Raw genomic sequence first — 17,023 nt, 5'->3', positions numbered from 1 at the left:
GCCGTTGTGTTTTATATATTGTCTCGAAGGATTGCGACCATGACCGGGCCAAAACAGCCCTATTATATCACCACGCCGATTTATTACGTCAATGACAAGCCGCATATTGGCCACGCCTATACGTCGCTTTCCTGTGACGTGCTGGCGCGGTTCAAGCGTCTGGATGGTTATGATGTGATGTTTCTGACCGGCACCGACGAACATGGCCAAAAGGTCGATCAGTCGGCGGCGGCCCGTGGGATTGATCCGCAAACCTTCACCGATCAGATTTCGCAGAATTTCCGCGATCTGGCCGCGCATATGAATTATTCCAACGATGATTTCATCCGCACCACCGAAAACCGACACAAAAAGGCCTGTCAGGCCTTGTGGAAAACCTTGCTGGATCGGGATGAAATTTATCTGGGGTCCTATGATGGCTGGTATTCGGTCCGGGACGAGGCGTTCTATGGTGAAAAAGAACTGATTGTTAAGGACGGTGTCAAACTGGCCCCGACCGGCGCGCCGGTTGAATGGGTGTCCGAGCCCAGCTATTTCTTTCGCCTGTCGGCATGGGCGGACCGTCTGCTGAAATTTTATGACGACAATCCCGATTTCATTGCGCCGTCATCGCGTCGCAACGAAGTGCTGAGTTTCGTCAAAGGCGGGTTGCGTGACCTGTCAGTATCGCGCACCAGTTTCAAATGGGGCGTGCCGGTGCCAGGCGACGAAGATCATGTGATGTATGTCTGGCTTGATGCCCTGACCAATTACCTGACGGCGGTCGGTTATCCGGATGCCGATCCGGAAAAACTGGCGACATACTGGCCGGCTGACCTTCACATGGTGGGCAAGGATATCCTGCGCTTTCATGCGGTTTACTGGCCCGCTTTCCTGATGGCCGCCGATATTGCGCCGCCCAAACGGGTGTTTGCGCATGGCTGGTGGACCAATGAAGGGCAGAAAATCTCGAAATCATTGGGCAATGTCATTGATCCCTACGATCTGACCGCGCGTTATGGTCTGGATCAGACGCGCTATTTCCTGTTGCGTGAAGTACCGTTCGGCAATGATGGCGATTTCGCCCATCAATCGATGGTCAATCGCATGAACAGCGAACTGGCCAATGATTATGGCAATCTGTGCCAGCGCGTCCTGTCGATGATTGGCAAGAATTGCGACGGCAAGGTTCCGGCGCATGGCGATTTTACCGATGCCGATATGACCATCCTTAACAAGGCTTATGGTTTGCTGGATGTTGTGCGCGGTCAATTCGATGCGCAGGCCTTTAACAGGGCGATTGATGCCATCTGGGCACTGATTGGCGATGCCAACCGTTATGTCGATGAAATGGCCCCGTGGGGCCTCAAGAAAACCGATCCGACGCGGATGGAAACGGTTCTGTATGTTCTGGCCGAAATCATCCGTCATGCCGGTATTTTGACGCAACCATTGATGCCTGATTCCTCGGCAAAAATCCTTGATCAGTTGTCGCTGGGCGAGGGGGATCGTGGTTTTGCCTGCCTTGGCCCGGATCATGCCCTGGTTTCGGGGACGGAATTGCCAAAACCGTCCGGGGTTTTCCCGCGCTATGTTGAACCGGAAGGTGAAGGAGAAACGGCATGAATGTCGCCCTTGTCGACAGCCATTGCCATCTGGATTATCCGGAATTTGCCGAAGACTGGACGGGCGTGATGTCACGCGCCCGCACCGCCGGGGTTGGCATGATGGTCAGTATCGGTGTGAAATTATCGACCTTTGATCAGGTGCGCGATGTTGCCGGGCGGGCGGACAATATTTATTGTACCATCGGTGTGCATCCGCACGAGGCGGGCAACGAAGGCCTGTCATCGCCCGATATCCTGATTGCCAAATCAGACGACCCGAAAATTATCGGCATTGGCGAAAGCGGGCTGGATTATTTTTACGACAATGCCCCGCGCGAGGCGCAGCAGCAAAGTTTTCGCGCCCATATTGCCGCCTGTCGCGCCACCGGCCTGCCTTTGGTGGTGCATACCCGCGATGCCGATGCTGATACGATGGACATTCTGGAAGAAGAATATGCCAAAGGTGCCTTTCCCGGACTAATTCATTGTTTCAGTTCATCAGCCGAATTGGCGCAGCGTGCCCTTAAAATCGGATTTTACATTTCCTGTTCGGGCATTATCACCTTTAATTCTGCCAAGGCGATCCGCGATGCCCTGATTGATGTGCCACTGGACCGGTTGTTGCTGGAAACCGATGCGCCGTATCTGGCACCGATCCCCAAACGCGGCAAACCCAATGAACCGGGTTATGTCTCATTCACGGCGGCGAAACTGGCGGAGATCAAGGGTGTGAGTGCCGATGATATCGCCCGGATCACCACAGATAATTTTTTTACGCTGTTTTCGCGGGCGGATCGGAGCAACCTTGATATTGGGAATGCCGGATCGTGACGAAGATTACCATATTGGGTTGCGGGTCTTCCAATGGTGTGCCGTCGGTCGGGCTGGGCTGGGGCGAATGCAACCCGGATAATCCTAAAAACCGCCGTCTGCGCAGCTCGATCCTGATTGAAACCGGCGGCAAGACCATTCTGGTTGATGTGACGCCGGACTTCCGCGAACAGGCATTGCGCCACGATATCAAACATCTTGATGCCGTGCTGTTTACTCATGCCCATGCCGATCATGTGCATGGTATTGATGATCTGCGCTGGATCAATGTCGCGATGCACCAGCCGATTGATATTTTTGCCTCATCAGACACGCTGGACGACATCCATAAACGGTTTGGCTATGTGTTTGATCCGCTGGCCGAAGGGGCCGGATTTTATTATAAACCGGTCCTGAATCCCCATGTGATTGCGCCGGGCGCGTTCCAGGCGGCCGGTGTGCCGCTAACGGCATTTTCCCAGGATCACGGCTATGCCGAAACGCTGGGTTTTCGCATTGGCAATTTTGCCTATTCGCCGGATGTCGTGCGGTTTCCCGAAAGTGCGCGGCAACATCTTCATGGGCTTGATGTCTGGGTGGTTGATTGCCTGCGCGAAAAGCCGCACGCAACGCACGCCCATTTACAACAGGCGTTGGAGTGGGTCGCGGAATTCAAACCCAAGCAGGTTTATTTCACCCATATGAGCATCCTGCTGGATTATGACGTTGCCAATGCGCTGACACCTGATCATGTTTCACCAGCGCATGACGGACTGGTGATTGAGCTTTAGGGCAGGCTTGGATATCCATCTTGCACAGGCCGGTATAATCAAGGTTACAAGCCAAAGCTTTGTTATTCCACAAATTCCCATATCTAAAAATTTGTCATAATATAAATTATAGAACAATTTGATGTACGGAGAAGCAAGGCTCTGCCTTCTGTTCTTGCCCCCTTTTTGATGGTATCTTCTTTCCGGGACAAATGGGATGCGCCGCATTCGGTATCGGGGTTAAGAAATGGCGACCACATTTCGGGATGTCATGATTGGTGTTGTAGCGATGGCAACGCTTGGCGGGTCGATCAACGCAGCCGAACTGACAATCACCGCGGCAGATGGTTCAATCCGCACGCATGATACAGAACAATTTCTTTCATCTCCGGCTCTGCAAACCATCGTGATCGAAAATGATATTGGTTATGGTCGGATCATGACCTATCAGGCGGTGCCGCTGGTCTCCCTGATCCCGGATCATGATGCTGTGGATGACCAGACCGGGCTGCAAGTCCTCGCCACAGATGGGTATGCAGCCAACCTGCCCTTGCCTTTGGTGATTCAGGATGGTGATGACGGTGCGCGGGCATGGCTGGCGATTGAACCGCAAGATGCCAAATGGCCGAACCTGCCGGGCAAAGATGTCAGCGCCGGGCCGTTTTCTGTGGTCTGGAGCAATCAGGCCGCATTCGGCATCATGCCGCAACAATGGCCCTATCAGGTTGCAAGCCTTTCCTATGCCCCGTTTCCGGCCACACGCTGGCCGCAGCTTGCCCTTGCCGATGGCGTTACAGATGCGGCCCGGCGCGGGCAAACGGTTTTTGTCGACCAATGCCTTGTCTGTCATCGCATGAATGTTGCCGGTCTTGCTGCATTGGGGCCGGATTTGAACATCCCGATGAATCCAACGCAGTATTTTCAGCCCGCTGCCCTGGCACTGCTGATCCGTGATCCGGCGCAGGTTCGCCAATGGCCTGACATGCAAATGCATGGTTTTGATCCGGTTGATTTATCCGATAGCGATATTGACGATGTTGTTGCCTATCTGGCGGCAATGGCTGAAACCGTGCCGGAATGACAATGCAACATACTTGATGTTTTCCATTAAAAGAAAATCTTAAGCATCCACCTGATCAGGCTCTTTTTCATAAAGAACTTCATGATCCAAAAGCGGCGCAACATCGATGTCGCTGGCATCCATCATCCCGGCCACCCGTTGCAGGGCGGCAATCAAAAAGCTTTGTTCCCAGTTTTCCAGATTGCGAAAGCGGTCGGAAAAGCGGTCATGCAGCGCCATCGGGGCACGGCCCAGAACTTCCCTGCCCTTGCCGGTCAGTCGGACATAGACCTTGCGTTTGTCGGTATCGCCGCGCGCGCGCAGCACCAGGTCCATGCTTTGCAGCCGGTCTACCAGTGCAGTTGCCGATGCCTGTGCCAGATTGACCTTGGCTGCAATATCGCCCACCGTCATTTCGCCAGCCTCGACAAGAGATTGCAGCACCAGCAATTGCGACGTTTTTAGCCCGGCGACCTTGCCCAGCTTTTTGGCGTGAATATCGCTGGCGCGCAGAATCTGGCGAATTGAAATCAGGGCTTCGTGCAATTTATCCATCAGGAAGGTTCCGCAGATTGATATCAAGGGTCTTTCATAGCGCCAAAACCCGCACCTGACAACGCTTTGCGCATCACATCCATCGAATTTCGAAATTATTTTACTTAGAAGTAATATTGCAGTTCATGATGAATAAATTTCAATTTCGATAAAATTTCAAAATCCAAAATCGACTTAATATCCCTTTAAATCAGCTATTTTATGTATTTTATGTGAATATATCGGCTCTTTGGGTTGACCATTTTGCATCGATAATCTATACAAATGACCGATAAGATAAATCGATTACTGAAATAACTGGCAGATAACCCGATGAAAATCGATACGAGCCTCATCCGAACCAACAAGAAACCGAACCTTGTCATCCGCAAACCCAAGGCCACGGACGGTGCCGCCGTCAATGACCTGATTGCGCAATGCAAGCCGCTGGATGAAAACTCCGTCTATTGCAATTTACTGCAATGTTCGCATTTTGCGGCGACCTGTGCGCTGGCGGAACTGGATGGCGAGATTGTCGGCTTTGTCTCTGGCTATATTGTGCCCGAGCATCGCGAACGCCTGTTTGTCTGGCAGGTCGCGGTGTCGCCGAAGGCGCGCGGACTGGGTCTGGGCAAGTCATTGATTCTTGATATTCTTGATCGCCCGATATGCTACAATGTGCGTGAAGTGCAAACCACGATCACCACGTCAAATGCACCCTCGCAAGGGGTGTTTCGGTCCCTCGCCCGCACACTGGAAGCCGATGTCAATCGCAAGGTGCTATTTGAACGCGAGACTCATTTTGATGGCGCCGCCGCCAGTGAAATCCTCTGGCAGATCGGCCCGTTCGAGCGCGCCGATGTCGCCCGTGTGGCTGCCTGATCCTCCTGATTTTTCAGATTTTATCGAACGTCGATATTCCCGGAACAATGCCGGGGCATCGACGTTCGTTTTGACAGAAGAATTGTTTTTGCCTTTCCCAATCACAAGAGGGAATTATGACTGTATTTGATCGCCTTGAATCGGAAGTTCAGAGCTATGCCCGCTCCTTCCCTGTTACCTTTACCAAGGCCGAAGGCGCATGGCTGACCGATGTTGATGGCAATCGCTATCTTGATTTTCTGGCCGGTGCCGGAACCCTGAATTATGGCCACAACAATCCGGACCTTCAGGGCAAACTGGTGGATTATATCACCTCGAACGGCATCACCCACGGCCTGGATATGCATACCGAGGCCAAGGCGGCCTTTTTGACCGCCCTTGAAACCCGAATTTTCAAACCGCGCAACATGTCCTACAAGGTGCAGTTCACCGGTCCGACCGGCACCAATGCCGTCGAAGCAGCCCTGAAACTGGCCCGCCGGGTCAAGGGCCGCGAAACCGTGATTTCCTTTACCAACGGGTTTCATGGCGTTACCCTTGGCGCGCTTGCAGTGACCGGCAACAAGCATCACCGCGATGCGGCCGGTGTGTCGCTTGACAATGCCAATGCCGTACCGTTTGACGGCTATATGGGCAGTGCGATTGATACCACCGACTATCTGGACCGGGTGCTGGGTGACAATTCGAGTGGCATCGCCCTCCCTGCCGCCATCATTGTGGAAACCGTGCAGGGTGAAGGTGGCCTGAATGTTGCGGATTTCGGCTGGTTGAAGAAACTTGAATCCTTGTGCCGCAAATATGACATCCTGCTGATTGTCGATGATATTCAGGCCGGTTGTGGCCGGACCGGTACGTTTTTCAGTTTCGAGCCCGCCGGGATTTCCCCCGACATGATTACTCTGTCAAAATCCCTGTCGGCTTATGGCCTGCCGCTAGCCGTCGTCTTGATCAAACCGGAATATGACCAATGGCATCCGGGTGAACATAACGGGACCTTCCGTGGTAACAATCATGCCTTTGTCACGGCTGCCGCCGCCCTTGATCATTTCTGGTCGGATGACAGCTTTGCTGTCGAAGTCCGTGAAAAATCCGATTTTGTCGGTCGACGTCTTGACGAAATCGCCGCCCGTTATGGGAATGGCAAGATTTACCGCAAGGGCCGCGGCCTGATGCAGGGCATTTGCTTTGAAAGCGGATCACTGGCGTCACAGGTGACGACAGAATGTTTCAAACATAACCTGATCATCGAAACCAGTGGCCCGGACAACGAGGTTGTCAAATGCCTTGTGCCCCTGATTATTTCGATGGACGATCTGGCGCACGGACTGGATATTCTGGAATTGGCGACCGCCAGGACCATGGGCAAGGACGTGGTTTCGACCACGGTTGCCGCAGAATAACTGCCTGTGACTGCATCGACATAGTTAAGACAAATCAAAGAGTTGAAAATGATTGTTCGCACACTGAAAGAATGTGAAGCCTCCGGTCGTCGGGTGGTTTCGGAAAACTGGGAAAGTACGCGCCTGTCGCTGGCCGATGATGGTATGGGCTTTTCGTTCCACATCACCACCATCTATGCCGGAACCGAAACCGAAATTTGTTACGCCAACCATTTCGAGACGGTCTATTGCATTTCCGGCAATGGCGAGGTCGAAACCATTGAAGATGGCAAGAAATACAAGATCGTACCGGGTACGGTTTACATTCTGAACAAACATGATCGGCATTATCTGCGCGGCGGCACCGAGGATATGGTGGTCGCCTGCGCCTTTAACCCGCCGCTGAATGGCCGCGAGGTTCATGATGAAAACGGTGTCTATCCACTGGGCGGCGACGCGCTGGCCAGCTAGGTCTTCCGGTCGGGGCGGTCTGAAAAATCCGCCCCGATCCCTCCCTTACGGTGGAAACTTTCCTGACAAAAACAGCCCCCAAAGGAGGCATCATGCTTTCGTCCCCCCAAGAAACAAAATCCCGGAAAATCAACCCGGCAAAAACGGATGGGCATAGCGTTCACAAGATCGGCGGCACCTCGATGTCGAAGGTCGATGCGGTCATGAACAATATTCTGGTCGGTGATCGTTCCGAACAGGATCTTTACAATCGCATTTTTGTGGTCTCGGCCTATGGCGGCTTCACCGATATGCTGCTGGAAAACAAGAAAACCGGCGAAGCCGGGGTGTATCAGCTGTATGCCGGGTCGGAAACCGATTGGGCGTGGGGCGATGCCCTGTCGGGCGTTGCCGAAAAAATGTGCGCGCTCAATGAAACCATTTTCAGGGATCTGGCCGATCTCAAACTGGCCAATGCCTTTGTCATGGAACGCATCGAAGGCACGCGCAGTTGCCTCATGGATTTGCATCGTCTGTGCAGCTTTGGCCATTTCAAGCTGGAAAAGCATCTTTTGACCGTGCGTGAAATGCTAAGCGCAATTGGGGAAGCCCACAGCGCGCATAACACCATGTTGTTATTGCGCAGCAAGGGTGTAAACGCCGTTTTTGCCGATTTGTCGGGTTGGCGCGAACCCGAAGCCTCGACCCTTGATGAACGAATCAATTCGGTTTTTGCCAATATCGACATCACCATCCAGTTGCCCATCGTCACCGGTTACGCCCAGTGCAGCGAGGGGCTTATGAGCCTTTATGGTCGCGGCTATAGCGAAGTAACCTTTTCGCGCATTGCCTGCCTGACGGGGGCGCGTGAAGCCATCATTCACAAGGAATTCCATCTGAGCAGTGCCGATCCGCGCATTGTCGGGGTGGATGCCGTACGTCCGATTGGCCGGACCAGCTATGACGTAGCCGATCAGTTGTCGAATATGGGCATGGAGGCCATCCACCCGCGCGCGGCCAAGGGCATGCGCAAACATGGCATTCCGCTGCGCATCGCCAATACGTTTGAGCCCGAACATCCCGGCACCGTGATTGACGATCACTGGGACCCCGATGACAGCCGTGTTGAAATCGTCACCGGCGTTCCGACCGCATTCGAGATTGAAGTTTTCAATCAGGATATGGTCGGTGTTCCGGGTGCGGAAGAAGAAGTTCTGGGCGTTCTGAAACGCTACAAGGTGCCGACGGTAACCAAGAATTTGAATGCCAATACCATTACCCATTATGTAACGGCCCCGCTTAAACAAATTCGCCGCTGTGTCGAGGAAATTGGCCGCAATCAGCCCGAAGCAACCATCAAGACCCGCAAGGTGGCGATTGTGTCGGTGATTGGGGCAAATATCAATCAGCCGGGCCTGTTTGCTCGTGCGGTTAGCATTCTGGATCAGGCCGGCGTCGATCTGGTCGCCAGCCATTTTCCCAGCCGCCGGGTTGATTTGCAGTTTGTCGTGACCGAAAGTGATTTCAACAAGGCAATCATCGCCCTGCATCGCGGCCTGATCGAAGGCAAAAAATCCGGCAAACAGGACGATACGGCGATTGCCGCCTGACAGACCGGTATCGATCTTGTTAAAAGGCCTGTGGCTGTTCTTCATCCACAGGCCTTTTTTGTGAGGAAATTCTTTATGGCGCAGAACAAGACAATGGCAATTGCAGAATTATTGACAGTGATGGCACGCCTGCGCGATCCGCAAACCGGTTGCCCGTGGGATGTTGAGCAGACATTCGATACCATCGCCCCCTACACCATCGAAGAGGCCTATGAAGTTGCCGATGCCATCGCCCAAGGCGATATGACCGAACTGCGTGAAGAACTGGGTGATTTGTTATTGCAGGTGGTGTTCCATTCGCAAATGGCGTCCGAAGACGGCCATTTCACCTTTGACGATGTGGCGCGCAGCATTACCGACAAAATGATCGAACGTCACCCGCATGTTTTTGGCGATGCCGCCCCGCGCACCACCGATGGTCAGAATCAAAGCTGGGAACAGCAAAAAGCAGTAGAACGCGCCCGAAAATCAGCGCGTAACGGGGATACCCCTCATAGTGCGCTTGATGGTGTCGCATCGGCCCTACCCGCCCTGATGCGGGCGGAAAAGCTGACCAAACGTGCGGCCCGTGTTGGCTTTGACTGGCCGAATATCGAACAGGTTCTAGATAAACTGCGTGAAGAAATTTCAGAATTGCGGGCCGAACTGACAGCCTGCCCCGATCCGGACAGGATCGAGGATGAATTGGGCGATATGTTGTTTGTGATGGCCAATCTGGCACGCAAATTGGGCGTTGACCCCGAAGTCGCCCTGCGCCGCACCAACCGCAAATTTACCACGCGCTTTCAGTTTATCGAAGCCGAACTGGCCCGTGAGGGCCGCAGTGCCACCCAATCCGATCTGACGGAAATGGACGCCCTGTGGAACAAAGCCAAGCAGGCCGAACGCGCCAAAGGCTGAAAATCAGGAAATTTTAACGCCCGAACACCGGCATCAACAGGGTGTTCAGCTCTGCCCATAATTCTTCGGTGGCGGCGCACAGTAATCCTGTGCCGTGGCCATTGGGGTGATAATCCTGTGCGCCTTCGGTCTTGATGTAACGGGCAATGCCGCCTGCTTCGCGGACAATCAGGGTACCGGGTGCATGATCCCACGGTTTGAGGGTGCGATAGGCGCAAAAATCAAACAGGCCGCGCCCGATTTCCTCATATTCCGCACCACAGCAGGAATAATGCGCCACGGTATCGAAAAAATCATGCTGGCCGTAATGCTTGCGCAAACGGTCACGGGCATAGGAAATCAGAAAACCCTTGGCATCAATCGCGGCTGTGATTCTGTCGCGAACCCGCACTGGAGCATTATTATAGCGAGTCCCACTGCCCTTTTCGGCAATGATGGTATCGCCTGTTATCGGGTTCTGTATCCAGGCGGCAACAGTTTCACCGCCCTGATAAAGGGCCACCATGCAGCGAAAGGGTTGTCGGTGATGGGCAAAGTTTTTGGTGCCATCGACCGGATCAATGATCCAGATCGGCGCATTTTGCGCAAAGGCGCGTTTTTGCAAACCATGATCATGATGGGCGGCTTCCTCGCCCAATGCGATGCTGCCAGGCAAAAGAGCGCATAACCGTTCGGTTAAAATCCGTTCGGCTTCGGTATCGGCAATCGTCACCAGATCATTGGCATCAATTTTGGTGTTGATATCGGCGGCTTCGAGCAACCCAAAGCGCGAGGCGATTTCCTGTTGAGCGACGTCATGGATAATGGCAGTAACTTTATCGATATCCAGAATCATAACGCAGGAAAGCCCCTTTGTGCGCGTGGGTTAAAGTGTATGCGGGTCCAGTTTGGTTCGGCGACACCAGTCTTCAAACCGGGTGATCCGAGCTTCTTCGAGGCGAATATGAACGGTAATCCCGTCTTCATCCTCGTGACGATGCAGAATCTCGCCCTGCTGATATAATTCGGCCAAAGCCTTGCCATTGGCAAAGGGCACAGAAACCGAAAAAACCGGCATTTCCGATGTCAGACGCTGTTCGATCAGTTTTAACAGGCTGTCGCAATTTTCACCGGTCACCGCCGAAATCGCGATGGTGTTCAGATGACGTACGCTGTGTTCCTTAATGGCAATCCGCCCTTCTGCATCCAGAAGGTCGCATTTGTTCAGAGCTTCGACCAGTTCCTCACCATCAATCGCCTGTTGCAAGCCCAGTTCCTTGAGGACTTCGAGAACGTCCTGTTTCTGGGCCGATGTTTCGGGCGAATGTACATCTCGGACATGAATGATCAGGTCGGCTTCCAGAACTTCTTCCAAAGTGGCGCGAAATGCGGCGACCAGATCATGTGGAAGGTCTGAAACAAACCCCACGGTGTCGGATAAAATCACCCTGCGCCCGCCCGGCAGTTCAAGCCCGCGCATCGTTGGGTCAAGGGTGGCAAACAGCATGTCTTCGGCAAAGACATCCGATGCCGTCAGGCGGTTAAACAGCGTTGATTTGCCTGAATTGGTATAACCGACAAGGGCGACAATCGGATAAGGTACGCGCCGCCGCGCCTGCCGGTGCAGGTCGCGGGTCCGTTTGACCTCGTCCAGTTCACGGCGCAATTTGGTCAGTTTGTCACTGATCAGGCGGCGGTCGATTTCGATCTGACGTTCGCCGGGACCGGCCAAAAAGCCGCGCCCGCCGCGTTGGCGTTCAAGGTGGGTCCATGTCCTTACCAGCCGGGATTTCTGATAGCTCAGCAAGGCCAGTTGAACCTGCAAACGACCTTCTCGCGTTCGCGCCCGGTCGGCAAAGATTTCAAGAATCAGGCCGGTACGGTCAATAACCTTGCATTCCCATTCACGTTCCAGATTGCGTTGCTGGATCGGGGTAAGCTGACCATTGACCACCACCAGATCGGCCTCTTCGGCCTTGATTTGGTCATGCAGCCGTTCGACCACGCCTGAACCAAACAGCGTCGCCGGGCGGATTTTGGCAATTGGCACAATATCGGCACCAACAACATCAAACTCCAGCGCACCGGTCAGACTGACTGCTTCGTCAAGACGTGATTGGGAATCGCGCCAGGATGCTGTCGCATCCGCACGTTTGGGTTCCGGGTGAAAAACCAGGACCCGGGGGCGTTCGTCATTGCCGTCCGCCCCCGTCGTCAGGGATTCGTTAGCTATTTTCTTCGTCCGTTGCAGGCTGGCTCGGATCAAACAGTTTAATCGGCGTCGTCGGCATCACTGTCGAGATCGCATGTTTGTAAACAAGCTGTGTGTGGGCATCGCGCCGCAGCAAAACAGAGAAATTGTCAAACCAGGTAATGATACCCTGCAATTTGACTCCGTTGACCAGAAACACGGTAACCGGCGTTTTGTTTTTACGGCAATAATTCAGGAATACGTCCTGAACATTTTGTGATTTTTCCGCCATTGGTTAGACCTAGCCTTCTTTTATGAGCGTTTTTTTGGTTTCGGGCGATCACGGAAATTCAGAACCGGTGACCGCAATTAGGCCTGAAACGATTCTGGTCCCACCTTATTTGTGACCTGATGGAACTATAAGGCTTTCCTGAAGCTTTTTACAACCCCTACAAGCGCTTCGCAATCACGGAAATGCCAATCGGGGGTCAGCAATGCAGAAACGCTGGTCTCGCCGTGGCCTGTCAGGTCTTCGCCAATCAGAATGGCCGTCGCCCCGACATTACGTGCGCATTGAATATCCACGACACTGTCGCCGACAAACCACATATTGGGATGCGGCAGCGCAACAGAACCACCCAGCGCCAGATGCACAGGATCGACGGCCGGTTTGTCATTTGCCGCATCGGTCGCCCCGACAATACCACCAAAAAAATGATCCCATTCCAGATGGCTGATCTCGGCGCGCAGGAAATCACCATTCTTGTTACTGACGACTCCCAGATAAATGCCCGACTCCTTTAACGCCGACAATAACTCGAACGCTGCGGGCAAGGGGGTGAGGCTTTCAAGATGAATGGCGTTGAAATGTGCATAGAATCTATCCCGCGCCAGTTCCCAGCGGTCGCCAAACAATTCCGGAAAACTGTCGCGCAAGGACCGCGCCACCCGGCTTTTGGTTTCGGCCATATCCCAGATATCGCGCCCGAAATCCGTAAAGGTCAGGTTCAGCGCGGTTTGAATGGTACCCCAACTGTCAACAAGGGTATTATCCCAGTCAAACAGGATGGCATCGGGGCGTGCCGGATGGGTTTGTGTCATAGCCGGTTACCGCCCTGCCCGCGTGGTTGCGGCAATTTGATCCATTGCATCGAAATAGGCAAGTCGCAGGGTTTTCGATACCGGGCCAATTTCGCCATTCCCAATCGCCACATCGTCAATTTGCGAAATTGGCATGACAAAGGTACTGGCGCTGGAAAGAAAGGCTTCTTTCGCCTGTTTTGCTTCGGTCACGCTAAAGGCGCGCTCTTCAAGCCGGAAACCGTTTTTATCGGCAAAATCCAGCAACGCCATACGCGTCACTCCGCGCAGAATATTGTGATCGGACTGACGGGTGACAATCACATTATCCCGGGTGACAATCCACGCATTCGATGATGATCCTTCGGTGACATATCCATCATCATCAACCTGCCATGCTTCATAGGCACCGGCTTCTCTGGCTTTTTGCTTGGCAAGGGCGGCAGGCAGCAACGCCACAGTTTTTATGTCGCGACGTGCCCAACGCTGATCGGGGGTGATGATCACCCGAACGGTTTTGACCTCGCGTCCCGGAAATGTTTTGTTGCGAGCCGTAATTACCAAAGTCGGCATGGCCGCATGGGGGAACGGAAAATCACGCGGTGCAACCCCGCGTGTGACCTGCAAATAAACCAGTCCTTCGGTTACAAGGTTCCGGCGCACCATCCGGCGCAAAATCTGCACCAGTGCCGCACGGGCAACCGGCATTTCAATGCGCAATTCCCCCAAGGAACGCTCCAGACGGTCCAAATGGCCTGCTTCGTCAATCAGAACGCCTTTGTATACTGCGAAAACTTCATAAACGCCATCGGCGAACTGAAAACCGCGATCCTCGACATGGACAGAGGCGTCGGCATGGGGAATGTAACGGCCATTGACATAAGCGATGCGCGACATTGTGTAACCTTTGGCGTCTTTTCCGGGGATAAACGTTATAAAGCAGCGATATCAGAAATATTCCAGCCGGACAGCAAACATCTTTTCAACTTTTTTGATTTGTTCGGACCCGGCAAAAACCACGATACGGTCATTGGCCTCGATCACGGTGTTGGCGCGTGGCATGACAACCACGCCGTCGCGCAAAATCGCCCCAAACACCACCCCGGCCGGCATGGCAATATCCTTGATTGCCTTGCCGACAATCGGCGCTGTTTCCAGAGCTTCTGCCTCCAGAACCTCGCCGAACCCTTCGGACAGGCTATGAACGGCACGAATACGACCGCGCCGCACATGTTGCAGGATGGTCGATACCGTCGTCATACGCGGGCTGATCACAACATCGATGCCCAGTTCGGATACCAGCGAATTATACGTGCTTTTATTGACCAGCGTCAGCGCCCGTGGGCAGCCATATCGTTTGGCCAGCAAGGATGCCAGAATGTTGGTTTCGTCGTCATTGGTCACGGCGACCACGGCCTCGGCATTGCCGACATTGGCTTCTTCCAGCAATTCCGGGTCCAGAACATCGCCCAGCAAGACCACGCTTTTCTTGGGTAGCTTCTGAGCGACATAGCGGGCACGTTCCGGGTCCTGTTCGATCAGGCGGGTGGTTACACCGGGGAAGTTATTGTTGATTTCCTCGGCCAGAAACAGGGCAATATTGCCGCCGCCAAAAATGACAATACGGCGGGCTTCCGGGTCGTCATGGCCAAAGGCCGACATCGCCCGTCCGACCTGATCGCTTGATACCGCCAGATAAACCAGATCCCCGGCCAGCATCTGGTCATCCCCCTTGGGATAAACCGGTTTGTCATTGCGAATCATGCCCAGAATGGAAATATTCAGGTCCGGGAACAACTGATGCAACTGGCGCAATGGCGTATTGATCACCGGGCAATCTTCGTTACAGCGCAACCCCAGAATTTTAACCATGTCATCGGCAAAGGGGATCATGTCAAACGCGCCGGGGGCCTGAAGGCGGCGGGCAACGGCACGCGCCACTTCCATTTCCGGCGAAATCACTACATCAATTGGCAATTTGTCGCGACCAAAAAGCCCGGCCCATTCCGGTTGCAAATAGGTCTGGCTACGAATACGGGCAATTTTGGTCGGCACATTAAACAGCGAATGCGCGACCTGACAGGCTGCCATATTCACTTCGTCGGCAAAAGTCACGGCAATCAGCATGTCGGCTTCTTCGGCACCGGCCTGCTGTAAAATATCGGGATGCGATCCGAAACCGATGATCCCCTTGACCTCAAGCGTATCGGAAATCTTGCGGATCAGTTCTTCGGACTGGTCAATAACTGTCACATCATTCTGTTCGGCAGCAAGATATTTGGCAATGTGGAAGCCCACCTGCCCTGCGCCGCAAATAATGACCTTCATAGATAATTCTCCTGTTCAAAAGGACCCGGTTGTCCGCGTATCGCCTAATCTGTCAGGCGGTCGCCATTGATTCCGAGGCTTTTGAGTTTCCGGTGCAGGGCGGACCGTTCCATGCCGATAAAACTGGCGGTTTTGGAAATATTGCCACCAAAACGATCCACCTGTGTTTGAAGATATTCACGTTCAAATAATTCCCGCGCCTCGCGCAGGGGCAAGGCCATGATTTCGCTGGTTTTATCGAAATTCAGCGATTCCGGCACATCCGAAAACAGTTCGGATGGCAACATCTTGCCACTGATCAGGTCATTGCTGCCGCCCGGTGCCATGATCATCAGGCGTTCAATGATGTTTTTAAGTTGCCGGACATTACCCGGCCATTCATAGGCATGCAGGGCTGCCATCGCCTCACCCGACAAGTGGCGTTTGGGCATGCCGGTTGCCTCGGCATAGCGCAGCAGGAAATATTCCGTCAGTTCAGGAATATCATCACGGCGATGATGCAGCGGCGGCACGTCAATCGGCACAACGTTCAGGCGGTAATACAAATCCTGCCTGAATTCCTGGGCTGCGATTTTTTCTTCCAGATTGCGCGATGTTGTGGCAATCACCCGGACATCGACACTGACCGGCACCGATCCGCCAACCCGCTCGAAAGTCTGATCCTGCAAAACACGGACAATTTTCCCCTGGGTTTCCAGTGGCATATCGCCAACTTCATCTAGCAATAATGTCCCGCCATGCGCCAGTTCCATTACCCCGGTTCGCGCTTCGCGCGTTGCACTGGCAACGGCCCCAAACAGGGATTCTTCCATGGTGTCGGGGGCAATATTGGCGCAATTGAGCACCACAAACGGGCCTTCGGAACGGGCCGAATGACGATGGATCAACCGCGCAATCACTTCCTTGCCCGATCCGGCCGGGCCGGAAATCATGATACGGCTACCGGTGCGCGCCACCCGATCAATGGCCTGGCGCAACGTATTGATGCTGGTCGATTTTCCCACCAGTTCGACATCGCCCCCTGCCCGCATCGTCAGTTCGCGATTCTCGCGGCGCAGACGCGCATCTTCAATCGCCCGTTCAACAACAAGCAGTAACCGTTCGGTATTAAACGGTTTTTCGATGAAGTCATAAGCACCGTTGCGCGATGCTTCCAGCGCGGTTTCGATATTGCCGTGGCCGGAAATCATCACAACCGGTACTTCGGGATGTTCGCGCTGAATCAGTTTCAGCGTTTCAATTCCGTCATGGTCGCTGTTTTCCATCCAGATATCGAGAACGACCAAAGTCGGCCGCCGTGCGGCGACTTCGGACAGCGTCTGCTGGCTGGATTTCGCCTGACGGGTCTTGTATCCCTCATCTTCAAGAATACCGGAAATCAAAGCCCGGATGTCTTCTTCGTCATCGACGATCAGAATGTCGTGCGCCATATTTCGCTCAAAGACCTTGGTTTCGGTGTTGCAT

At 53.6% G+C, this 17,023-nt stretch carries 17 protein-coding genes; 9 read left to right on the top strand and 8 right to left on the bottom strand.

Translation table 11 applies throughout. From position 1 onward, the window contains the following. The first annotated feature begins 39 nt into the window (after positions 1-39). The 4 genes from metG (at position 40) to Q8O73_RS07290 (ending at position 4,247) form a co-directional block, all read left to right on the top strand. Positions 40-1,605 (top strand): methionine--tRNA ligase, encoded by a 1,566-nt coding sequence (gene metG / locus Q8O73_RS07305; protein WP_305556943.1) that lies wholly within the window; start codon positions 40-42, stop codon positions 1,603-1,605. Continuing rightward, on the top strand, positions 1,602-2,417 hold the full coding sequence (locus Q8O73_RS07300; RefSeq protein WP_305556941.1) for a TatD family hydrolase: 816 nt from the start codon (positions 1,602-1,604) through the stop codon (positions 2,415-2,417). The genes metG and Q8O73_RS07300 overlap by 4 nt, the downstream gene beginning before the upstream one ends. Then, the gene (locus Q8O73_RS07295; RefSeq protein ID WP_305556939.1) at positions 2,414-3,187 is read left to right on the top strand and encodes an MBL fold metallo-hydrolase; all 774 of its coding nucleotides are present in this window, start codon (positions 2,414-2,416) and stop codon (positions 3,185-3,187) included. The genes Q8O73_RS07300 and Q8O73_RS07295 overlap by 4 nt, the downstream gene beginning before the upstream one ends. A gap of 226 nt (positions 3,188-3,413) precedes the next feature. Beyond that, positions 3,414-4,247 carry a cytochrome c gene (locus Q8O73_RS07290; protein ID WP_305556937.1) on the top strand — a complete coding sequence of 278 codons (834 nt, stop codon included), beginning with the start codon at positions 3,414-3,416 and terminating at the stop codon, positions 4,245-4,247. Between the two features lie 39 nt (positions 4,248-4,286). On the opposite strand, the gene Q8O73_RS07285 is transcribed toward Q8O73_RS07290, so the two are convergent. Then, positions 4,287-4,781, bottom strand: a complete 495-nt coding sequence (locus Q8O73_RS07285) for a MarR family winged helix-turn-helix transcriptional regulator (RefSeq protein ID WP_305556935.1) — start codon at positions 4,779-4,781, stop codon at positions 4,287-4,289. 312 nt (positions 4,782-5,093) lie between these two features. Between Q8O73_RS07285 and ectA the strand changes: the two genes are divergently transcribed. The 5 genes from ectA (at position 5,094) to mazG (ending at position 9,981) form a co-directional block, all read left to right on the top strand. Then, positions 5,094-5,642: a diaminobutyrate acetyltransferase gene (ectA, locus tag Q8O73_RS07280; RefSeq protein WP_305556933.1), complete on the top strand. Its 549-nt coding sequence runs from the start codon at positions 5,094-5,096 to the stop codon at positions 5,640-5,642. Between the two features lie 116 nt (positions 5,643-5,758). Beyond that, entirely contained in the window at positions 5,759-7,042 is a 1,284-nt protein-coding gene (gene ectB, locus Q8O73_RS07275; RefSeq protein WP_305556931.1) for a diaminobutyrate--2-oxoglutarate transaminase, read from the top strand. Positions 7,043-7,090: 48 nt separating this feature from the next. Further along, a complete protein-coding gene (locus Q8O73_RS07270; RefSeq protein ID WP_305556929.1) occupies positions 7,091-7,492 on the top strand; it encodes an ectoine synthase in 402 nt (133 codons plus the stop codon). Positions 7,493-7,584: 92 nt separating this feature from the next. Then, complete coding sequence (locus tag Q8O73_RS07265) at positions 7,585-9,081, top strand: aspartate kinase (RefSeq protein ID WP_305556928.1); 1,497 nt, start codon at positions 7,585-7,587, stop codon at positions 9,079-9,081. Positions 9,082-9,156: 75 nt separating this feature from the next. After that, entirely contained in the window at positions 9,157-9,981 is an 825-nt protein-coding gene (mazG, locus tag Q8O73_RS07260) for a nucleoside triphosphate pyrophosphohydrolase (RefSeq protein ID WP_305556927.1), read from the top strand. Between the two features lie 13 nt (positions 9,982-9,994). Here the strand turns inward: mazG and Q8O73_RS07255 are convergent, their stop codons facing one another. The 7 genes from Q8O73_RS07255 to Q8O73_RS07225 all read right to left on the bottom strand — a co-directional run bounded on the left by Q8O73_RS07255 (position 9,995) and on the right by Q8O73_RS07225 (position 16,989). Beyond that, positions 9,995-10,816, bottom strand: a complete 822-nt coding sequence (locus Q8O73_RS07255; RefSeq protein WP_305556925.1) for an inositol monophosphatase — start codon at positions 10,814-10,816, stop codon at positions 9,995-9,997. Between the two features lie 30 nt (positions 10,817-10,846). Beyond that, on the bottom strand, positions 10,847-12,226 hold the full coding sequence (gene hflX, locus Q8O73_RS07250; RefSeq protein WP_305556924.1) for a GTPase HflX: 1,380 nt from the start codon (positions 12,224-12,226) through the stop codon (positions 10,847-10,849). After that, positions 12,186-12,443 (bottom strand): RNA chaperone Hfq, encoded by a 258-nt coding sequence (gene hfq, locus Q8O73_RS07245; RefSeq protein WP_007089557.1) that lies wholly within the window; start codon positions 12,441-12,443, stop codon positions 12,186-12,188. The genes hflX and hfq overlap by 41 nt, the downstream gene beginning before the upstream one ends. Positions 12,444-12,568: 125 nt before the next feature. Then, positions 12,569-13,252, bottom strand: coding sequence for an HAD family hydrolase (locus tag Q8O73_RS07240; protein WP_305556908.1), 684 nt, complete (start codon positions 13,250-13,252; stop codon positions 12,569-12,571). A 6-nt stretch (positions 13,253-13,258) separates the two neighbouring features. Beyond that, positions 13,259-14,128, bottom strand: coding sequence for a D-amino-acid transaminase (locus Q8O73_RS07235; protein WP_305556905.1), 870 nt, complete (start codon positions 14,126-14,128; stop codon positions 13,259-13,261). A gap of 51 nt (positions 14,129-14,179) precedes the next feature. Beyond that, a complete protein-coding gene (gene trkA / locus Q8O73_RS07230) occupies positions 14,180-15,559 on the bottom strand; it encodes a Trk system potassium transporter TrkA (protein ID WP_305556903.1) in 1,380 nt (459 codons plus the stop codon). A 44-nt stretch (positions 15,560-15,603) separates the two neighbouring features. Beyond that, the gene (locus Q8O73_RS07225) at positions 15,604-16,989 is read right to left on the bottom strand and encodes a sigma-54 dependent transcriptional regulator (RefSeq protein WP_305556901.1); all 1,386 of its coding nucleotides are present in this window, start codon (positions 16,987-16,989) and stop codon (positions 15,604-15,606) included. Positions 16,990-17,023: the final 34 nt, after the last annotated feature.

This window comes from Thalassospira sp. (assembly GCF_030690045.1).
Lineage (GTDB): Bacteria > Pseudomonadota > Alphaproteobacteria > Rhodospirillales > Thalassospiraceae > Thalassospira.
Note: the sequence above shows the minus strand (reverse complement) of the source record. Positions and strands in the feature narration are given on the sequence as shown.

Bases quoted from the DNA above. Each gene is read 5' to 3' on its own strand.
- Q8O73_RS07285 (WP_305556935.1), bottom strand. From the start codon at position 4,781: ATGGATAAATTGCACGAAGCCCTGATTTCAATTCGCCAGATTCTGCGC.
- Q8O73_RS07290 (WP_305556937.1), top strand. From the start codon at position 3,414: ATGGCGACCACATTTCGGGATGTCATGATTGGTGTTGTAGCGATGGCA.
- Q8O73_RS07225 (WP_305556901.1), bottom strand. From the start codon at position 16,989: ATGGCGCACGACATTCTGATCGTCGATGACGAAGAAGACATCCGGGCT.
- Q8O73_RS07240 (WP_305556908.1), bottom strand. From the start codon at position 13,252: ATGACACAAACCCATCCGGCACGCCCCGATGCCATCCTGTTTGACTGG.
- Q8O73_RS07270 (WP_305556929.1), top strand. From the start codon at position 7,091: ATGATTGTTCGCACACTGAAAGAATGTGAAGCCTCCGGTCGTCGGGTG.
- trkA (WP_305556903.1), bottom strand. From the start codon at position 15,559: ATGAAGGTCATTATTTGCGGCGCAGGGCAGGTGGGCTTCCACATTGCC.
- ectA (WP_305556933.1), top strand. From the start codon at position 5,094: ATGAAAATCGATACGAGCCTCATCCGAACCAACAAGAAACCGAACCTT.
- hfq (WP_007089557.1), bottom strand. From the start codon at position 12,443: ATGGCGGAAAAATCACAAAATGTTCAGGACGTATTCCTGAATTATTGC.
- Q8O73_RS07235 (WP_305556905.1), bottom strand. From the start codon at position 14,128: ATGTCGCGCATCGCTTATGTCAATGGCCGTTACATTCCCCATGCCGAC.
- ectB (WP_305556931.1), top strand. From the start codon at position 5,759: ATGACTGTATTTGATCGCCTTGAATCGGAAGTTCAGAGCTATGCCCGC.
- Q8O73_RS07265 (WP_305556928.1), top strand. From the start codon at position 7,585: ATGCTTTCGTCCCCCCAAGAAACAAAATCCCGGAAAATCAACCCGGCA.
- Q8O73_RS07255 (WP_305556925.1), bottom strand. From the start codon at position 10,816: ATGATTCTGGATATCGATAAAGTTACTGCCATTATCCATGACGTCGCT.
- mazG (WP_305556927.1), top strand. From the start codon at position 9,157: ATGGCGCAGAACAAGACAATGGCAATTGCAGAATTATTGACAGTGATG.
- metG (WP_305556943.1), top strand. From the start codon at position 40: ATGACCGGGCCAAAACAGCCCTATTATATCACCACGCCGATTTATTAC.
- Q8O73_RS07300 (WP_305556941.1), top strand. From the start codon at position 1,602: ATGAATGTCGCCCTTGTCGACAGCCATTGCCATCTGGATTATCCGGAA.